At 69.6% G+C, this 15,300-nt stretch carries 16 protein-coding genes; 3 read left to right on the top strand and 13 right to left on the bottom strand.

Annotated elements, in window-relative coordinates; translation table 11 throughout:
* Positions 1 to 49 precede the first annotated feature (49 nt).
* Complete coding sequence (locus ACPCJR_RS03025) at positions 50 to 847, top strand: YdcF family protein (RefSeq protein WP_391511209.1); 798 nt, start codon at positions 50 to 52, stop codon at positions 845 to 847.
* A 170-nt stretch (positions 848 to 1,017) separates the two neighbouring features.
* Here the strand turns inward: ACPCJR_RS03025 and ACPCJR_RS03020 are convergent, their stop codons facing one another.
* The 7 genes from ACPCJR_RS03020 to ACPCJR_RS02990 all read right to left on the bottom strand — a co-directional run bounded on the left by ACPCJR_RS03020 (position 1,018) and on the right by ACPCJR_RS02990 (position 6,714).
* Positions 1,018 to 1,281 (bottom strand): DUF3253 domain-containing protein, encoded by a 264-nt coding sequence (locus tag ACPCJR_RS03020; RefSeq protein WP_391510752.1) that lies wholly within the window; start codon positions 1,279 to 1,281, stop codon positions 1,018 to 1,020.
* Positions 1,271 to 1,984 carry a DUF599 domain-containing protein gene (locus ACPCJR_RS03015; protein ID WP_391510753.1) on the bottom strand — a complete coding sequence of 238 codons (714 nt, stop codon included), beginning with the start codon at positions 1,982 to 1,984 and terminating at the stop codon, positions 1,271 to 1,273. The genes ACPCJR_RS03020 and ACPCJR_RS03015 overlap by 11 nt, the downstream gene beginning before the upstream one ends.
* 85 nt (positions 1,985 to 2,069) lie before the next feature.
* Complete coding sequence (locus ACPCJR_RS03010) at positions 2,070 to 2,348, bottom strand: acylphosphatase (protein WP_391510754.1); 279 nt, start codon at positions 2,346 to 2,348, stop codon at positions 2,070 to 2,072.
* A gap of 136 nt (positions 2,349 to 2,484) precedes the next feature.
* Entirely contained in the window at positions 2,485 to 2,916 is a 432-nt protein-coding gene (locus tag ACPCJR_RS03005) for a gamma-glutamylcyclotransferase family protein (RefSeq protein ID WP_391510755.1), read from the bottom strand.
* A 280-nt stretch (positions 2,917 to 3,196) separates the two neighbouring features.
* Positions 3,197 to 5,200: an acetyl-CoA carboxylase biotin carboxylase subunit gene (locus ACPCJR_RS03000; protein WP_391510756.1), complete on the bottom strand. Its 2,004-nt coding sequence runs from the start codon at positions 5,198 to 5,200 to the stop codon at positions 3,197 to 3,199.
* 238 nt (positions 5,201 to 5,438) lie between these two features.
* Positions 5,439 to 5,882: a hypothetical protein gene (locus tag ACPCJR_RS02995; RefSeq protein ID WP_391510757.1), complete on the bottom strand. Its 444-nt coding sequence runs from the start codon at positions 5,880 to 5,882 to the stop codon at positions 5,439 to 5,441.
* Between the two features lie 172 nt (positions 5,883 to 6,054).
* Positions 6,055 to 6,714, bottom strand: a complete 660-nt coding sequence (locus tag ACPCJR_RS02990; RefSeq protein ID WP_391510758.1) for a L,D-transpeptidase — start codon at positions 6,712 to 6,714, stop codon at positions 6,055 to 6,057.
* 303 nt (positions 6,715 to 7,017) lie between these two features.
* Here ACPCJR_RS02990 and ACPCJR_RS02985 point away from each other — a divergent pair, with 303 nt between their 5' ends.
* Positions 7,018 to 7,947 (top strand): histone deacetylase family protein, encoded by a 930-nt coding sequence (locus ACPCJR_RS02985; RefSeq protein WP_331289054.1) that lies wholly within the window; start codon positions 7,018 to 7,020, stop codon positions 7,945 to 7,947.
* 25 nt (positions 7,948 to 7,972) lie between these two features.
* On the opposite strand, the gene ACPCJR_RS02980 is transcribed toward ACPCJR_RS02985, so the two are convergent.
* The 5 genes from ACPCJR_RS02980 to ACPCJR_RS02960 form a co-directional block, all read right to left on the bottom strand.
* Positions 7,973 to 8,206, bottom strand: coding sequence for a hypothetical protein (locus ACPCJR_RS02980; protein WP_391510759.1), 234 nt, complete (start codon positions 8,204 to 8,206; stop codon positions 7,973 to 7,975).
* A gap of 99 nt (positions 8,207 to 8,305) precedes the next feature.
* Positions 8,306 to 9,382, bottom strand: a complete 1,077-nt coding sequence (gene ribB, locus ACPCJR_RS02975; protein WP_391510760.1) for a 3,4-dihydroxy-2-butanone-4-phosphate synthase — start codon at positions 9,380 to 9,382, stop codon at positions 8,306 to 8,308.
* Positions 9,383 to 9,417: 35 nt separating this feature from the next.
* Positions 9,418 to 10,509 carry a chorismate synthase gene (aroC, locus tag ACPCJR_RS02970; RefSeq protein ID WP_391510761.1) on the bottom strand — a complete coding sequence of 364 codons (1,092 nt, stop codon included), beginning with the start codon at positions 10,507 to 10,509 and terminating at the stop codon, positions 9,418 to 9,420.
* Between the two features lie 136 nt (positions 10,510 to 10,645).
* Positions 10,646 to 11,239 carry a DUF3578 domain-containing protein gene (locus tag ACPCJR_RS02965; RefSeq protein WP_391510762.1) on the bottom strand — a complete coding sequence of 198 codons (594 nt, stop codon included), beginning with the start codon at positions 11,237 to 11,239 and terminating at the stop codon, positions 10,646 to 10,648.
* Positions 11,236 to 12,369, bottom strand: a complete 1,134-nt coding sequence (locus tag ACPCJR_RS02960) for an anhydro-N-acetylmuramic acid kinase (protein WP_391510763.1) — start codon at positions 12,367 to 12,369, stop codon at positions 11,236 to 11,238. Before ACPCJR_RS02960 ends, ACPCJR_RS02965 begins: the two co-directional genes overlap by 4 nt.
* Positions 12,370 to 12,499: 130 nt before the next feature.
* On the opposite strand from ACPCJR_RS02960, the gene tyrS reads away from it, so the two are divergent.
* Complete coding sequence (tyrS, locus tag ACPCJR_RS02955; protein WP_391510764.1) at positions 12,500 to 13,771, top strand: tyrosine--tRNA ligase; 1,272 nt, start codon at positions 12,500 to 12,502, stop codon at positions 13,769 to 13,771.
* 430 nt (positions 13,772 to 14,201) lie between these two features.
* On the opposite strand, the gene ACPCJR_RS02950 is transcribed toward tyrS, so the two are convergent.
* Positions 14,202 to 15,299 carry a two pore domain potassium channel family protein gene (locus tag ACPCJR_RS02950; protein WP_391511210.1) on the bottom strand — a complete coding sequence of 366 codons (1,098 nt, stop codon included), beginning with the start codon at positions 15,297 to 15,299 and terminating at the stop codon, positions 14,202 to 14,204.
* Position 15,300: the final 1 nt, after the last annotated feature.

The raw sequence follows: 15,300 nt of genomic DNA, 5'->3' as shown, positions 1-15,300 counted from the left end.
GGAGGGCCGGACCGTGACCGATGCCGCACCCGGATCAGGATCGAAGAAGATGTTCTTCCCGCTCTCGAAGCTCGTCTTCTTCGTCCTCACCCCGTCGAACTTCCTGATCCTGCTCGGGCTGCTGGGCTGCCTGCTGCTCTTCACCGAGTTCGGCCGCGGCTTCGGGCGCGTCCTCGTCGCGGCCGGCTTCGTCGGGCTCCTCGTGGCCGGACTCTCGCCGCTCTCGGCCTGGGTGCTGATGCCGCTGGAGAACCGGTTTCCCGCCTTCGCCGACGACGGCACGCCGGTCACCGGCATCATCGTGCTCGGCGGCGCGGTAGAAGCGGACACCTCGCTCGGGCGCGACCAGATCAGCGTCAACGACGCGGGCGAGCGGCCGATCGCCTTCGCCGACCTCGCCCGGCGCTATCCCCAGGCCCGCCTCGTCTTCTCGGGCGGGGCGGGCAGCACCCGCGAGGACGCGGTCTCGGAGGCCGAGATCGTCAGCCGCTTCGCCGACACGCTGGGCGTGCCGCGCAACCGCCTGATCCTCGAGCAGCAGTCGCGCAACACCCGCGAGAACGCGGTCTTCTCTGCCCGCATGACGGGGCCCAAGCCCGGGGAGCGCTGGCTTCTCGTCACCTCCGCCTGGCACATGCCGCGGGCGATCGGCTGCTTCCGCAAGGCCGGTTTCTCGGTCGTGGCCTACCCGGTGGATTACCGCACCAACTGGCCCCGCGACGCCACCCGCTTCGCCACCTTCGCCTCCGACGGTTTGAAGGAGCTCGATATCGGCGTGAAGGAGTGGGTCGGCATGATCGCCTATAAACTCGCCGGCTACACCGACGAGGTGATGCCGGGGCCGTAGCGGAGCCTCAGCCCGTTCCCGCCTGATCGCTCCGGATCGTCATGGCGAGGCGGAGCCTACGCCATCCCGCGCTCCGCACGATCCGGAGGGGTCGCGCCGCTGGATCGCTTCGCAATCCGCTCGCGATGACGGTCGGCGGTGAGAGTCGAGGCCATCGAACGGAAGCCGTATCAGCCCCGCGGCAGGCTGAGCCGGTAGATCCCGCGAAAATCATCCGGGTCCGGCACCGGCTTGCCCTTCCGAAGGATCTGCACCCGGCCCGCCTTCGTCAGCCGCACGGCGACGCGGCGCACCGGCTGCATCAGCGGACTCCAGCCGTCCGGATGCGGGCCGCCGAGCGCGCGGGCGATCTCGGAGGGGCAGCAGGTCTTGTCCGCCCCGCGCTCGGTCACGAGCCGCAGCATGGTCTCTTCGATCGCGGCCTCATCGGCCATGCAAGTCATCCTCATCGAGCAGGAAGGCGCGGATCCGGGTCGAGAACTGGCGCCGCCACATCACCCAGACCACGCTGGCGGTCGCCAGCATCATCACCGGCGCGCTCACGAACCAGCCGAGATAGGCCAGCGCGAACAGGAAGGCACGCTGGCCCTTCGCGAAATGCGAGCCCGCCGCCACGTTCATCGCGCCGGCCCGTTCGGCCGCGCGGAGCATCGCCGCCTCGGAGGCACCCGAGCCCTTGGGCGGCACCGCGCCGATCAGGATCGCGCCGTAATTGAACAGCCGGTAGGCCCAGGCGAACTTGAAGAACGCGTAGACGAACACGACCGCCAGCCCGGCGACCTTGATTTCCCAGGTCTGGCGGGTGGTGCCCGCGCCGAAGGGCAGCGCCGAGAACAGGTTCAGCACGTCGTCGCCCGAGCGCGACAGCGTCAGCACCGAGCCGAGCGCGATCAGCGAGGTCGAGGCGAAGAAGGCGGTGCCGTTCTGCAGCGAGGCATTGATCGTCGTGTCCACGACCCGGTTGTCGCGGGTGATCATCTGCGCGGCCCATCGGTGCCGCTGCCGGTTCATGATCTGGCTGAGGCTCAGCCGGTCGCCCCGCCGCCGCTGCACGGCGAGGCTGTAGCCGACCCAGGACGCCACGAAGAAGACGAGCGCCGCGAAGTCGAGCGGGGAGAAGGCGTGGAGGTCCCACATGGTCAGGGCGTCGTCCCGCCGGCCGGAGATGTCATGGCTCCGGCGGCTACAGGCCGGACGGCCGCACGGCAAGTCCCGCCGGTTTCTACCCGCGGATCTCGAACCCCTCGCCCTCGGCGTCCGCCTCCGTCACCTCGATGCCGTCGACGCGGGCGGCGAAGGGGCCGCGCCGGCACTCTGCGAGCAGCGCCTCGACCGCTTCGGCGGGGCCGGAGAACAGCGCTTCGACCGTTCGGTCGGGCCGGTTGCGGACCCAGCCCGCGATGCCGTGCCGGTCCGCCCGCTTCTTGGTCCAGGCGCGGTAGGACACGCCCTGCACGCGGCCACGGATCACCGCGCGGATGGTTTTTCTCTCGGTGCTCACGGCGGAGGGGCCTCCCGACAGGCGCTGGCTGGGAGTTCTGCCGCCTCCCGGTGAGCGGGCGATCGCCCGCGGCTGACCGGTTGGATACCACGTCGCCGCGCGCGGCGCCGCGCCGGCCCGGGATCGCTCCCGGGGATCAGGCCGGAGCCCGGCGCTGCCAGCCGCGGACCTCCTGAAGATAGGCACCGGGCAGCTGCGCCGCCTGCCCCGCGGCGAGCACGGCTTCGAGATAGCCCGGCCGGGGCAGGCCTCCGGGCGGGCTGCGGCCGAGATAGATCAGGGCGCGCTTGGTGCCTCCCTCACTGACGATCGGCTGGTAGGCCTTCACGTAGAGGCCGCCCGCCACGCCCTCGTAGCGGTCGAGGGCCGGCACGTCGGAGAGCGCCAGTTCCCACAGCACGCCCCAGACGGTCGAGCCGGGGGCGCGCACCACGGAGGCCCAGCCCTCGCGCATGATGATGAAGCGGTGCCGCGGCAGCCGCCCGCGCCCGATCAGGCGCGAGGCCGGGCAGCGCTGGGCCATGGCGGCGGCGTCCATGTTGGCGCCGTAGGCGAAGTAGAGGGGCATGGTCTTTTCAAAGCGGAGCGGCGCGGGGTGCCGGCGCGCCGAAGAATGCCTTCGATCCTCGCGGCGTGGGCCTGCGCCGGGTGCGCCGCGCCTGTGAGAGCGATCACGCGCGAGACGTGCCGGCGTCGCGATCCGGATTGCGTCGCTGCCGCTCGCAATGATGATGGAGACAGACCCGCATCGTCATCGCGAGGCGTTAGCCGAAGCGATCCAGGGCGCCGGCCGACCCGGGAAAGGTCGCGCCGCCGGACCGCTTCGCCCGTGATGACCGGGCCGCCGATCAGGCGAATTCCAGGATCACCGCATCGACCGCGAGGCTGTCGCCCTCCTTCGCGGCGATCTTCGAGACGGTGCCGTCGCGCTCGGCGCGCAGCACGTTCTCCATCTTCATCGCCTCGACGATGGCGAGCGGCTCGCCGTTCTTCACCTCCTGGCCCTCGGTGACCATGATCTGCTTGACCAGACCCGGCATCGGGCAAAGGAGCTGCTTGCCCGAGCCGGCATTCTCCTTGACCGGCATCAGGTCGGCGAGTTCGGCCTCGCGGCGGGTGAAGACCCGGGCCTCGGCCGCCGCGCCCGCGTGCTGGAGGAACACGCCGTTCAGGAGCGGGCGCACCTGGATCGCGATCCGGTCAGCCCCGACCGTGCCGGTCCACACGGGATCGCCCGGGCGCCAGTCGCTGCGCACCGGGGCCACCGTCTCGTCGTCGAAGGTGACGAGGAGGTCGTCGTCCTGCGTGTCCACAGTGACGTTGAAGCGCTGGCCCGAGAGCACCACCACGCGCTCGCGCTGGAAGGTCAGCAGGCTCGGGTCGCGCATCTGGCCGGAGATGCCGCGCTTGCGGATGTTGAGCTTGTAGTCGATCGCCGCCGCCACCGCGGCGAGCCGGTGGGCGACCTGCCCCTCGGGCTCGGGGGCGGAGAAGCCCTCCGGGAACTCCTCCTTGATGAAGCCCGTCGAGAGCCGGCCTTCGCGCCAGCGCGGATGGGCCATCAGGGTGGCGAGGAAGGGGATGTTGTGGCGGATGCCGTCGATGGCGAAAGCGTCCAGCGCCGTGGCCTGCGCCTCGATGGCCTCCAACCGGGTCGGCGCCCAGGTCACGAGTTTGGCGATCATCGGATCGTAGTGGATCGCGATCTCGCCGCCCTCCTCCACGCCGGTATCGTTGCGCACGATTGCCTCGCCGAGAGCACCCTCCTCCGGCGGCTGGTAGACCGTGAGCCGGCCGATCGAGGGCAGGAAGTTGCGGGTCGGGTCCTCGGCGTAGACCCGGCTCTCCACCGCCCAGCCGTCGAGCTTCACCTCCGATTGCGCCAGCGGCAGCGCCTCGCCCGCGGCCACCCGGATCATCAGCTCGACGAGGTCGAGCCCGGTGATCATCTCGGTGACCGGGTGCTCCACCTGCAGGCGGGTGTTCATTTCGAGGAAGTAGAACGACTTGTCCTGGCCGGCGACGAACTCGACCGTGCCGGCGGAATCGTAGTTCACGGCCTTGGCGAGCGCGACCGCCTGCTCGCCCATCCTGGCGCGGGTCTCCTCATCGAGGAGCGGGCTCGGGGCTTCCTCGATGACCTTCTGGTTGCGGCGCTGGATCGAGCACTCGCGCTCACCGAGATAGATCACGTTGCCGTGCTTGTCGCCGATCACCTGGATCTCGATGTGGCGCGGATCGGTGATGAACTTCTCGATGAAGACGCGGTCGTCGCCGAAGGAGGAAGACGCCTCGGACTTGGCGCGGGCGAAGCCCTCGGCGACCTCGTCGGCCGATTCGGCGATGCGCATGCCCTTGCCGCCGCCGCCGGCGGAGGCCTTGATCATCACCGGATAGCCGATCTCGTCGGCGATCTTCACGGCGTGCTCCGGGCTCTCGATCACGCCGAGGAAGCCGGGCACGGTCGAGACCTGCGCGGCGGCGGCGGCCTTCTTCGACTCGATCTTGTCGCCCATCGCGGCGATCGCGCCCGGATTGGGGCCGATGAAGACGATGCCGGCCTGCTCGAGAGCCTTCGGGAAAGCTTCGCGCTCGGAGAGGAACCCGTAGCCCGGATGCACTGCCTGCGCCCCGGTCTGCTTGCAGGCGTCGATGATCTTGTCGATCAGGAGGTAGGACTGCGCGGCCGGGGCCGGGCCGATATGCACGGCCTCGTCGGCCATGGCCACGTGGACGGCATCGCGGTCGGCGTCCGAGTAAACCGCCACCGTCTTGATGCCCATCCTGCGGGCCGTCTTGATGATGCGGCAGGCGATCTCGCCCCGGTTGGCAATCAGGATTTTCTCGAACATCGCAGCCGCTTCTTCAGGGGGACTGTTCCGGCTCGCCCCTCCCGAAGGCAAGCCTGACCGCTTCCCGATAAAGCAGTTGCGCGGGAGACGGAAGCTGCGCCGCCCCGTCCAAAAGGCCAGCCTCGATGAAATCCGATTGACGGCTCATCAATTCGAATTTCGGCCGGTCCCGAAGCCTTCCCTTCCTCTCGATACCGGGTCCATGCCCGGTCTCGACTTTGTATTCATCATGCAGTCTTCACGCGGCGCAGTGCAGGCGTGCGGTGCCGGCCGTCTGCGGCTCGCGGTTCAGGCTCTTGGCCCGCAGGGCGAAGGCGATCAGCGTCTCGTCGCTGGTCTCGGCCTCGCGCACGATCTCCTGGGCGATGCGGCTGCCGAGCGCGGTGGGGCCCTTGCGGCCGGCGATCGAGGCGGCGAGCCACGCGGCCATTTCGCGGGTGATGATGCCGGTGGGGCGCTCGCCGTGGACGGCGAAGTTCACGACTTCCGCCGTGACGAAGGCGCCGAAGCCCTCGTGGGTGTCGGCCACCGCCCGGTCGAGGGCGAGGAGCAGGTCGGCCTCGTCGCGGCCCATGATGCCGTCGGGAAGGATCTCCCGGGCGAGCTCGCGGACATCGTCCTGGACGAGGCGGCCGGCATCGACGATGCGGGTGCAGAACAGTTCAAGCGCAGTGTTGGTCATGGTTTGATGCCTCCCCGGCTCGGTTGCGCCGGTCTTCGTTCGTGTCTGTGCTGACATTACGGGGCGGCAACGCTCGAACAGGTTAATGGCTAAATCTGAACCCGTGTTCAGGTAAACGCAGGCTCACGAATGAGCCTTTCGGAAATCTTGCTTCCCAAAAGTAAGACTCTCTTCAGCGAACCACGACCCGCGTCCCGACCGGCACGCGCGCGTAGAGATCCATCACGTCCTCGTTGAGCATGCGGATGCAGCCCGAGGAGACCGCCTGCCCGATCGTCTCCGGCTCGTTGGTGCCGTGGATGCGGTAGAGCGTGTCCTTGCGACCTTGCGCGAGGTAGAGGGCGCGGGCGCCGATCGGGCTGTAAGGGCCGCCCTCCAGGCGCCCCGGCAGGTCGGGCCGCCGGCCGATCATCTCGGGGGCCGGGTTCCAGTCCGGCCATTCGAGCTTGCGGTCGATCTCCGCCGTGCCGGTCCACGACTGGCCCTCCCGGCCGACCGAGACCGGGTAGCGCAGGGCCTTGCCGCCGGGCTGGACGAGGTAGAGCCGCCGCTCGGCGGTCCCCACCACGATGGTGCCCACCGGCTCCCGGGTCGGGAAATCCACGATCGCCCGGGCGATCGCCGGATCGACGGGGGCCTGCGGCGTCAGCTTCATCCAGGCCGCATCCCGCTCCGGTCCCGGCGGCAGGGGTGGAACGGGCGGAAGGGCGGCGGTCTGGACCGGCACGGCGGGCAAGGCGACGGCCGGCGCGATCTGTGCCGTCTGCGACGACTGGCAGGCGGCCAGCGGCGCGAGGCCCGCGAGGAGGACGAGGGCGGACGGAGGGCGCATGGCGGGGCCGGTCGTGCGAGGGCAACCAGCGAGTGTGACGAAGGCTTTATGGCCAAGCTGGGGCCGGGCGGTCTTCGCGGTGTGGAATCCCGACTTCCCGCGCGAAGAACGATTTCAAGCTGTTGCGCGCCGACGACAACGGCGACAAGCTCCGGTCCCAAGAACAACGGCGGCAGGCCCGGCGGAACCGGGACCTGTCGCATCGGCGATGGACGAGGGCTGACCCGCATCCGCGGGGCGGACCGCGACCAGACGGTCTCGTCGCGCTCCGGGCCACCGGCGCCGCACCCGGGAGAAACGACCCTGAGTACCCTTTACGTCACCCATCCGAGCGCGGTCGAACACATCGTCCCGACCGGCCATCCCGAGCGCCCCGCCCGCATGCAGGCGGTGGAGCGCGCGCTGGAGCACGAGCGCTTCGCGCCCCTGGTGCGCTGCCACGCGCCGAAGGCCGAGACCTCCGTCGTCGAACTCGTGCACCCGGCCGCCTTCGTCGAGGCGCTCGTGGCGGCCTCCCCCACCGAGGGCTTCTTCCAGATCGACGGCGACACGATGATGTCCCCGGGCACGCTCGACACCTGCCTGCACGCGGTGGGCGGTTCGAACCACGCGGTCGATGCGGTGATGCGCGGCGAGAGCACCAACGCCTTCGTCGCCATGCGCCCGCCCGGCCACCATGCCGAGATCTCCCGCGCCATGGGCTTCTGCCTGTTCAACCACGCGGCCATCGCCGCGCGCCACGCCCGCAAGGCGCACGGCGCTTCCCGGGTCGCATTGGTGGATTGGGACGTCCATCACGGCAACGGCTCGCAGCACATCTTCTGGGCCGACCGGGACGTGATGTACGCCTCGACCCACCAGATGCCGCTGTTTCCCGGCACGGGCGCGACGGGGGAGCGGGGCGATCACGACACCATCGTCAACGCGCCGCTCAACGCCTTCGACGGCAGCGAGGTGTTTCGCGAGGCGTTCGAGGCGCGGATCCTGCCGCGGTTGGAAGCCTTCGCGCCGGACCTGATCATCATCTCGGCGGGCTTCGACGCGCACAAGCTCGACCCGCTGGGCAATATCCAGCTCGACGAGGCGGATTTCGGCTGGGCGACGCGCAAGTTGATGGAGGTGGCCGATCGCCACGCGGGCGGGCGCATCGTCTCGATCCTGGAGGGCGGCTACAGCCTGGACGGGCTCGGCCGCTCGGTGGCCGCCCACATGGATGCGCTGATGGGGCGGTGAGCCGGCACCGCCCCGGCCGGGCGGCCTATCGGTGGGCGAGGATCAGGGTGATGAGCACGGCGGCGGCGCTGAGGAACATCACGCTGCCGAGGATCGCCCCGGTCACGGCGTTGACGGAGATGGTGGTTCCGGCGACGCGGCTCAGGGCCGGCACGACGCCGTGCCGGTCCGGCCCGCCGCCGGGATGCCCGCAGGACGGGCAGGCGACGGCCTTCTCGGAGATGCGGTGATCGCAGGCGGGACAGTTGACCAGACCCATGCGCGCTCCTTCGTCCACAACCGGTGATCGGACCGACCACCTCTCGAGGAGCTGGGAACGGCCGCGCTTGTCCGCAAGGGCCGCCCCCCGGGGTCCGCGTCAGCCCTCCAGCGGCTCCTCGCTCACCAGCTCGATCCCGAAGCCCGACAGGCCGACATAGGAGCGGGACGACGAGGACAGGTTGCGGATGGAGACGACGCCCAGATCGCGCAGGATCTGCGCGCCCAGGCCCACCTCGCGCCACTGGCGCACGCGCTGCGCCTCGGCCCCCTCCTCCGCGTAGCGGTTGAGCGGAACGCCCGCCGTGCCGTCGCGCAGGTAGACGAGGATGCCGCGGCCCTCCCCCGCGAAGCGGCGCATCACCGCCTCGATCTGCCGCCCGCCCTCGATCACGTCGGCGACCACGTTGGAGCGGTGCAGGCGCACGGGCATGTTGCGGCCGTCGCCGATGGGGCCGTGCACGAAGGCGAATTGCTGGATCGGCTCGAACGGCGTGACGTAGGCGTAGCCCGTCATCGCGCCGAACTCGGTCTTGACCGGGAAGGTGCCGACCCGCTCCACCAGCCGGTCGCGGGCCTGCCGGTAGGCGATCAGGTCGGCCACCGAGACGCGCTTGAGGCTGTGGCGCTGCGAGAAGTCGTCGATCTGCGGCCCCTTCATCACGGTGCCGTCGTCGTTGGCGAGTTCGCAGATCACGCCGACCGGCGGCAGGCCGGCGAGCTTGCACAGGTCGACCGCGGCCTCGGTATGGCCGGAGCGCATGAGCACGCCGCCGTCGCGGGCGATCAGCGGGAAGACGTGGCCCGGCCGCACGAAGTCGCCCGCGCCCATGTTGCCGTTGGCCAGCGCCCGCACCGTGTTGCAGCGTTGCTCGGCCGAAATGCCGGTGGTCAGCCCGTGGCGCACGTCCACGGTGACGGTGAAGGCGGTGCCGAGCGGCGCGTCGTTCGAGGCCACCATCGGGTCGAGATGGAGGCGGCGCGCCTCGTCGAGGGTGATCGGCGCGCAGACGATGCCGCAGGTGTTGCGGATGATGAACGCCATCTTCTCCGGCGTGCAGAGCGAGGCGGCGACGACGAGATCGCCCTCGTTCTCGCGGTCGTCGTCGTCGGTGACGACCACGATCTCGCCGCGGGCGAAGGCTTCGATGGCCTCGGTGACGGTGCAGTGGGACACAGGGATACGTCTCGCTTCTGGCAGCGGGCCGGCGATCAGCCGACCTGACCGCGGTGGCGCAGGAAATGGTCGGCGAGCACGCAGGCCATCATCGCCTCGGCGACGGGGACGGCGCGGATGCCGACGCAGGGATCGTGGCGGCCCTTGGTGATCAGATCGACCTCGCCGCCGTCGCGGTTCACGCTCCGGCGCGGGGTCAGGATCGAGGAGGTGGGCTTCACGGCAAAGCGCACCACCACCGGCCCGCCCGAGGAGATGCCGCCGAGGATGCCGCCGGCATGGTTGGCGAGGAAGCGCGGGCGCCCGTCGTTGCCGGCGCGCATCTCGTCGGCATTGTCCTCGCCGCGCAACGCCGCGGCCGCGAAGCCGTCGCCGATCTCGACGCCCTTGACCGCGTTGATCGACATCATTGCCGCGGCGAGATCCGCGTCGAGCTTGCCGTAGACCGGCGCGCCGAGACCGGGGGGCACGCCCTCGGCCACCACCTCGATCACCGCGCCGACCGAGGAGCCGCTTTTTCGAATTTCGTCGAGATACGTTTCGTATCGTGCGGCGGCCTGCGGGTCGGGGCAGAAGAACGGGTTGTTGCCGACCTCGGCCCAGTCCCAGTTCGCGCGGTCGATCCCGTGCGGGCCCATCTGCACCAGGGCGGCGCGGATGGTGATGCCGGGGATCACCTTGCGCGCGACCGCGCCCGCCGCGACCCGCGCCGCGGTCTCCCGGGCGGAGGAGCGCCCGCCGCCGCGGTAGTCGCGGATGCCGTACTTAGCGTCGTAGGTGTAGTCGGCGTGGCCGGGCCGGTAGCTGTCGCGGATCTCGGAATAGTCCTTCGAGCGCTGATCGGTGTTCTCGATCATCAGCGCGATCGGCGTGCCCGTGGTGAGCTGGCGCCCGCCGGTGCGGTCGTCGCTGAACACGCCCGACAGGATCTTCACCTGATCGGGCTCGCGCCGCTGCGTGGTGAAGCGTGACTGGCCGGGCTTGCGCCGGTCGAGTTCGGCCTGGATCTCGTCGGCCTCCAGCGCGAGGCCGGGCGGGCAGCCGTCCACCACGCAGCCGAGAGCGACCCCGTGGCTCTCGCCGAAGGTCGTGACGCGGAACAGGTGGCCGAAGCTGTTGTGGGACATGGTGCGCGTGCCTTAGCGCGGCTTGAAAGACGGCACAAATTCGAGCTGCGCACGTCAGCTGCCCTGTCGCCGCACATGCTCAATTTGTGGCCGCACGCATGTCCAACGGGGTTTGTCCAAAGGGGTTCGCGGCCCGTCACGCCCTGACCCCGCCCCGCGCCTTCAGAGCGCGGTAGGCCGCGATCCCCGTGGCGAGATCGGCGTGCAGGCGCCGCTCGTCGGCCAGCGCACCGAGATCGTAGGTCAGCCCGAGGATGTGGGCGGCCTCGTAGCCCTCCGGCAACGCGCCCGCGCTGCCGAGGGTGATCGACGTTTCCGGCAGGTCGGCCGCGAAATCCGAGAGCCGCTTCCGCAACCGCGCACCGCTCTCGCGCAGGTACGCGCCCGAGCGCGGCCCGTGCGCGCGGATCGCCGCCACCGTTCCCTGCGCCAGGGAGAGATGCACCGCGTCGCGATGGGCGGGGAAGAGGTAGACGAGGTAGTAGCCGCGGGTCGCGCTCGTCGTCACCGCCGGATCGAACACCGCGAGCCAGGGCACGGCCGCCCAGCGGCTGCCGCGGCCCGGACTGCCCTTGACGAGGAAGGGACCGCCCAGTGGGGTAAGCGCCCGGCGCAGCTCGTCCGGCGCCCCTTTGCGGATCACGTGCGCGAGCGGGTGCCCGGCCGGCGGATCGGTGCGCGCGAGCGGATATTCCTCGACGATGCGGCGCAGGGCGTGGCCGAGAGTCACGGCTCCGAGACGATCCCGCCCGTGACCGGGGCGCTCACGCCCGTGGTGGTCGGATAGGTGAGCGGCAGCCCCTCCAGGGAGCGCAGCGCCAGATAGGCGAAGGCCTGTGCCTCCAGGAAGTCCGAGGACCAGCCGATCGCGTCGGCATTCATCACCTCGGCCTCGAGCAGCCGCTCCAGCATCGCCATCAGCGTGCGGTTCTTCGCGCCTCCGCCGCCGACGATCCAGCGGGTCGGGCGCTCGCGCGCGAAGGCGAGGCTGCGGGCGACCGCGTGCGCGGCAAAGGCGGTCAGCGTCGCCGCGCCGTCCTCGATCGTGAGGTAGCCGGCGAGCCGGTGCGAGAACCAGTTCCGGTCGAGGGATTTGGGCGGTGCGCGCAGGATCAGCGGATGGCCGAGCAGGTTTTCGAGCAGGTCTTCGTCCACGCGGCCGCGGGCGGCGGTGGCGCCCGCCTCGTCGAAATCCCGTCCCTCGCGCTCCTTCATCCAGTCGTTGATCGGGCCGTTGCCCGGCCCGGTGTCGAAGGCGAGCACGCCGCCGTCCGAATCGATCAGGGTGACGTTGGCGAGTCCGCCGATGTTGAGGATGCCGAGCGGCCCGGCAAAGCCGGCGGCCTCGGCCAGCGCCTTGTGGAACACCGGCACCAGCGGCGCACCCTGACCGCCCCGCGCCACGTCGTTGGCGCGCAGGTCGGACACCACCCGGACGCCGAGGCGCCGGGCCAGCGCCGCGCCGTCGCCGATCTGCACGGTGAGCCCGAGGCGGGGCCGGTGGATCACCGTCTGCCCGTGAAAGCCGATCACGTCGATCTCTTCCGGGCGCAGATCGTTCTGCGCCAGGAAGGCTTCGATCGCCTCCGCATGGGCCAGGGTGACGAAGTCTTCCGCCTGCCGCAGGCGGCCGGGCCGCTCATGCCGATCGCGGATGCCTTCCGCATCGCGGGTCGCCTCGCGCAGGAGCGCCTTCTCGTCCTCGCCGTAGCCGCGATATCCCGTCGGGCCGAGCGGTGCGATGAAGCCGTTGGCGGACTTCACGACCCGGATGCGCTCGCCGTCGCTCTCGATCAGCGCCACGTCGATCCCGTCCAGCGAGGTGCCGCTCATCAGGCCGATCGCGCGCTTCATCGCCATCGCCGCCCCTCTCCCCGTGCCTTTCGCGGCCCGCCCTGCTAAGAGCCCGCGCGAGCGCTTCCCCTCCCCGGGATAGCATTCCGGCCGCGCCCCTGTCGCGCCGCTCGACAACAGCCCGAGACCGACCACGATGACCGCCGAGAGCTTCGCGCCGAAATCCGACTTCATCCGGGTGCTGCAGGAGCGCGGCTACATCCATCAGGCCTCCGATCTCGCCGGCATCGACGCGCTGGCGGCCGAGGGCGGGCTGACGACCTATACCGGCTACGACTGCACGGCGGCCTCGCTGCATGTCGGCCACCTACTCTCGATCATGATGCTGCACTGGCTGCAGCAGACCGGCGGCCGGCCCGTCGTGCTGATGGGCGGCGGCACCACCCGGGTCGGCGATCCGTCCGGCCGGGACGAGTCGCGCAAGATCCTCTCGCTCGAGCAGATCGAGACCAACAAGGAGGGGATCAAGAAGACCTTTTCGCGCTTCCTGAGCTTCGGCGAGGGCGGGAACGCGGCCGTGATGGTCGACAACGCCGAGTGGCTGACCCAACTCAACTACATCGAGATGCTGCGCGACATCGGCCGGCACTTCTCGGTCAACCGCATGATGTCGATGGACAGCGTGCGCATGCGGCTGGAGCGCGACCAGGAACTCTCGTTCCTGGAGTTCAATTACATGATCCTCCAGTCCTACGACTTCGTCGAGCTGAACCGCCGCCTCGGCACCCGCCTGCAGATGGGCGGCTCGGACCAGTGGGGCAACATCGTCAACGGCATCGATCTCGGCCGGCGCATGGGCACGCCCCAGCTCTACGGCCTGACCTGCCCGCTGCTCACCACCGCCTCCGGCGCCAAGATGGGCAAGACCGCCGCGGGCGCGGTCTGGCTCGATGCGGGCCTGCTCAGCGCTTACGATTACTGGCAGTTCTGGCGCAACACCGAGGATGCCGACGTCGCCCGCTTCCTCAAGCTGTTCACGCTGCTGCCGCTCGCCGAGATCGAGCGCTTGGCCGCGCTGCAGGGCGCCGAGATCAACGAGGCCAAGACGGTGCTCGCCACCGAGGCGACCCGGCTGATGCACGGCGCCGAGGCGGCGCAGCAGGCGGCGGAGACGGCCCGCAAGACCTTCGTGGAGGGCACGCTCGCGGAGTCGCTGCCGAGCGTCGCCGTCCCGCGCGCGGTGCTGGAGGCCGGGCTCGGCGTGCTCACGGCCTTCGGGCCGGAGCATGCGCGGCTCGTTCCCTCCACGAGCGAGGCGCGCCGCCAGATCAAGGGCGGGGGCCTGCGGGTCAACGACGTGCCGCTGACGGACGAGCGGGCGGTGCTGCGCTCTGACGACCTGACCGCGGAGGGCGTGATCAAGCTCTCCTTCGGGCGCAAGAAGCACGTGCTGCTGCGGCCGGAATAGGCCTTTCGCGGCGGCGCGCGGCGACCATCCCGGAGCGCCGCACCGCTCGATTGCCTGCGCTGTCCGCGCGATGACGGTGCGGGCCATCCTCCCCATCGTCTCGCGCGTCGGTGAAGCGATCCGCCGCCGCCGTGCTTGACGGATGCAGCGGAACGAGCGGGGCGCCATTCTCGAGGACGCCGGAGGCTGGTTCCGATCGTCTTGTCGTTACGAGGGGCTGCTTTCGACCCAGAGAAGCCGTTCGGCATGCCAGCAATGAAGGGCTACTAACGAAGGCACAGCGGACCTCCGTGGCCTCTGCCGGCGAGACGGAGGGGCTTGGTAGTTGCAATTAGTTCTGGAGCTTCAAGGGTGGTGACGTTCCAGAGTGTCGACCCATTCCACTGAAAGAGCTCACCCACCGTCCGGGCCACAGCACATCATCAGCGCATCATCTGCGCTTCTGGCCGCCGGGTTCGAAGTCGTGGATGTGGTAGGCCATCGCGGGTGCCAGTCGCGCGATATGCGGCTGCCATTGTGCCCTTTGCGCGAGGTAAGTCTCCGCCCCTGCCTCGCTGGGCATTGTTTCTACGCCAGCTGCCGAAAGGCGCCTGAGAGCCGCTGCGAAGCGGTTGCACCAAGCCTCGCTCTCAACGTTGTTCACGTCGGCTGGAGCGGGCGGGTCTCCCGGTAAGAACGTCGTTTCAAGCGTGACGACGAGCAGCATGGCAACGCGCCAGATTGCATCCACAGCGGCGGTTTCCTTCAGCCATGCCGCCTGCCGGTCTGCGATCCCACTGCGGATCAGTGACACGGTGTCGAGAGCGATAAATGCCTGTGCTGAGACCGAGTAGAAAGGCTGCCGGAAGCGGAAGTAGAACAGCACAGGATAGAAGTGGTGCGTCTCTTTCATTTCGGCCATGGATGCCGCGGCGTCGGCTAAGTGGCTGTAACCTGAGCTGAACTGCCCCTGTGGCCCGAGCCGCGCCAGGAGTTCGGCGGCATCCGACGTTTCACCCGCCAATAGATGCAATTTCAATCCGAGCGCGTTGCGCTGCCGAAGCGCGCTGTAAACCTGCATGACGTATGTAAGAACCAACGACGTCGCCGACATCCCAACGAGCGAGTTCACGAGATAGAGGGCGCGATAGGCGTCCGTGACCGGCTTGAAGTCGCTAGCTCCTACGATCGCCATGCTGCTACCGCCGGCATAGAGGGCGGTCATGAAGTCGGCCGGCGTCTCCCCGGTGCTCGCTCGAACGGCGGTCCCGAGCGCGGGGTGGATGATCAGGCCGGCTCCGAGGGTCAGCCCCAGTGCCCAGAGCAGGACGTAGGCGATGAGGATGACCGGGCCGCAGAAGGAGAGCACGGCGTCCCGCCTCTGCCCGAACCTACCGGCGGCACGACGGAAGATTGCCCAGGTGAGATGGGCAACCCTGTCCGCGATCAGGCCTGTCCCGATGCGCGCATAGAGGACCGTCAGGAAAATATCGGCGAGGACGAGGCCCATGCCGAGCGCGCCCAACGCCTGTTCAAGGATAGGCAGCATC

The organism is Methylobacterium sp. NPDC097929 (assembly GCF_049543375.1).
Taxonomy (GTDB): Bacteria; Pseudomonadota; Alphaproteobacteria; order Rhizobiales; family Beijerinckiaceae; genus Methylobacterium.
This window is presented reverse-complemented; position numbering and strand designations above follow the sequence as displayed.

Bases quoted from the DNA above. Each gene is read 5' to 3' on its own strand.
- ACPCJR_RS03025 (WP_391511209.1), top strand. From the start codon at position 50: ATGTTCTTCCCGCTCTCGAAGCTCGTCTTCTTCGTCCTCACCCCGTCG.
- ACPCJR_RS03020 (WP_391510752.1), bottom strand. From the start codon at position 1,281: ATGGCCGATGAGGCCGCGATCGAAGAGACCATGCTGCGGCTCGTGACC.
- ACPCJR_RS03015 (WP_391510753.1), bottom strand. From the start codon at position 1,984: ATGTGGGACCTCCACGCCTTCTCCCCGCTCGACTTCGCGGCGCTCGTC.
- ACPCJR_RS03005 (WP_391510755.1), bottom strand. From the start codon at position 2,916: ATGCCCCTCTACTTCGCCTACGGCGCCAACATGGACGCCGCCGCCATG.
- ACPCJR_RS03000 (WP_391510756.1), bottom strand. From the start codon at position 5,200: ATGTTCGAGAAAATCCTGATTGCCAACCGGGGCGAGATCGCCTGCCGC.
- ACPCJR_RS02995 (WP_391510757.1), bottom strand. From the start codon at position 5,882: ATGACCAACACTGCGCTTGAACTGTTCTGCACCCGCATCGTCGATGCC.
- ACPCJR_RS02990 (WP_391510758.1), bottom strand. From the start codon at position 6,714: ATGCGCCCTCCGTCCGCCCTCGTCCTCCTCGCGGGCCTCGCGCCGCTG.
- ACPCJR_RS02980 (WP_391510759.1), bottom strand. From the start codon at position 8,206: ATGGGTCTGGTCAACTGTCCCGCCTGCGATCACCGCATCTCCGAGAAG.
- aroC (WP_391510761.1), bottom strand. From the start codon at position 10,509: ATGTCCCACAACAGCTTCGGCCACCTGTTCCGCGTCACGACCTTCGGC.
- ACPCJR_RS02960 (WP_391510763.1), bottom strand. From the start codon at position 12,369: ATGGCGATGAAGCGCGCGATCGGCCTGATGAGCGGCACCTCGCTGGAC.
- tyrS (WP_391510764.1), top strand. From the start codon at position 12,500: ATGACCGCCGAGAGCTTCGCGCCGAAATCCGACTTCATCCGGGTGCTG.
- ACPCJR_RS02950 (WP_391511210.1), bottom strand. From the start codon at position 15,299: ATGCTGCCTATCCTTGAACAGGCGTTGGGCGCGCTCGGCATGGGCCTC.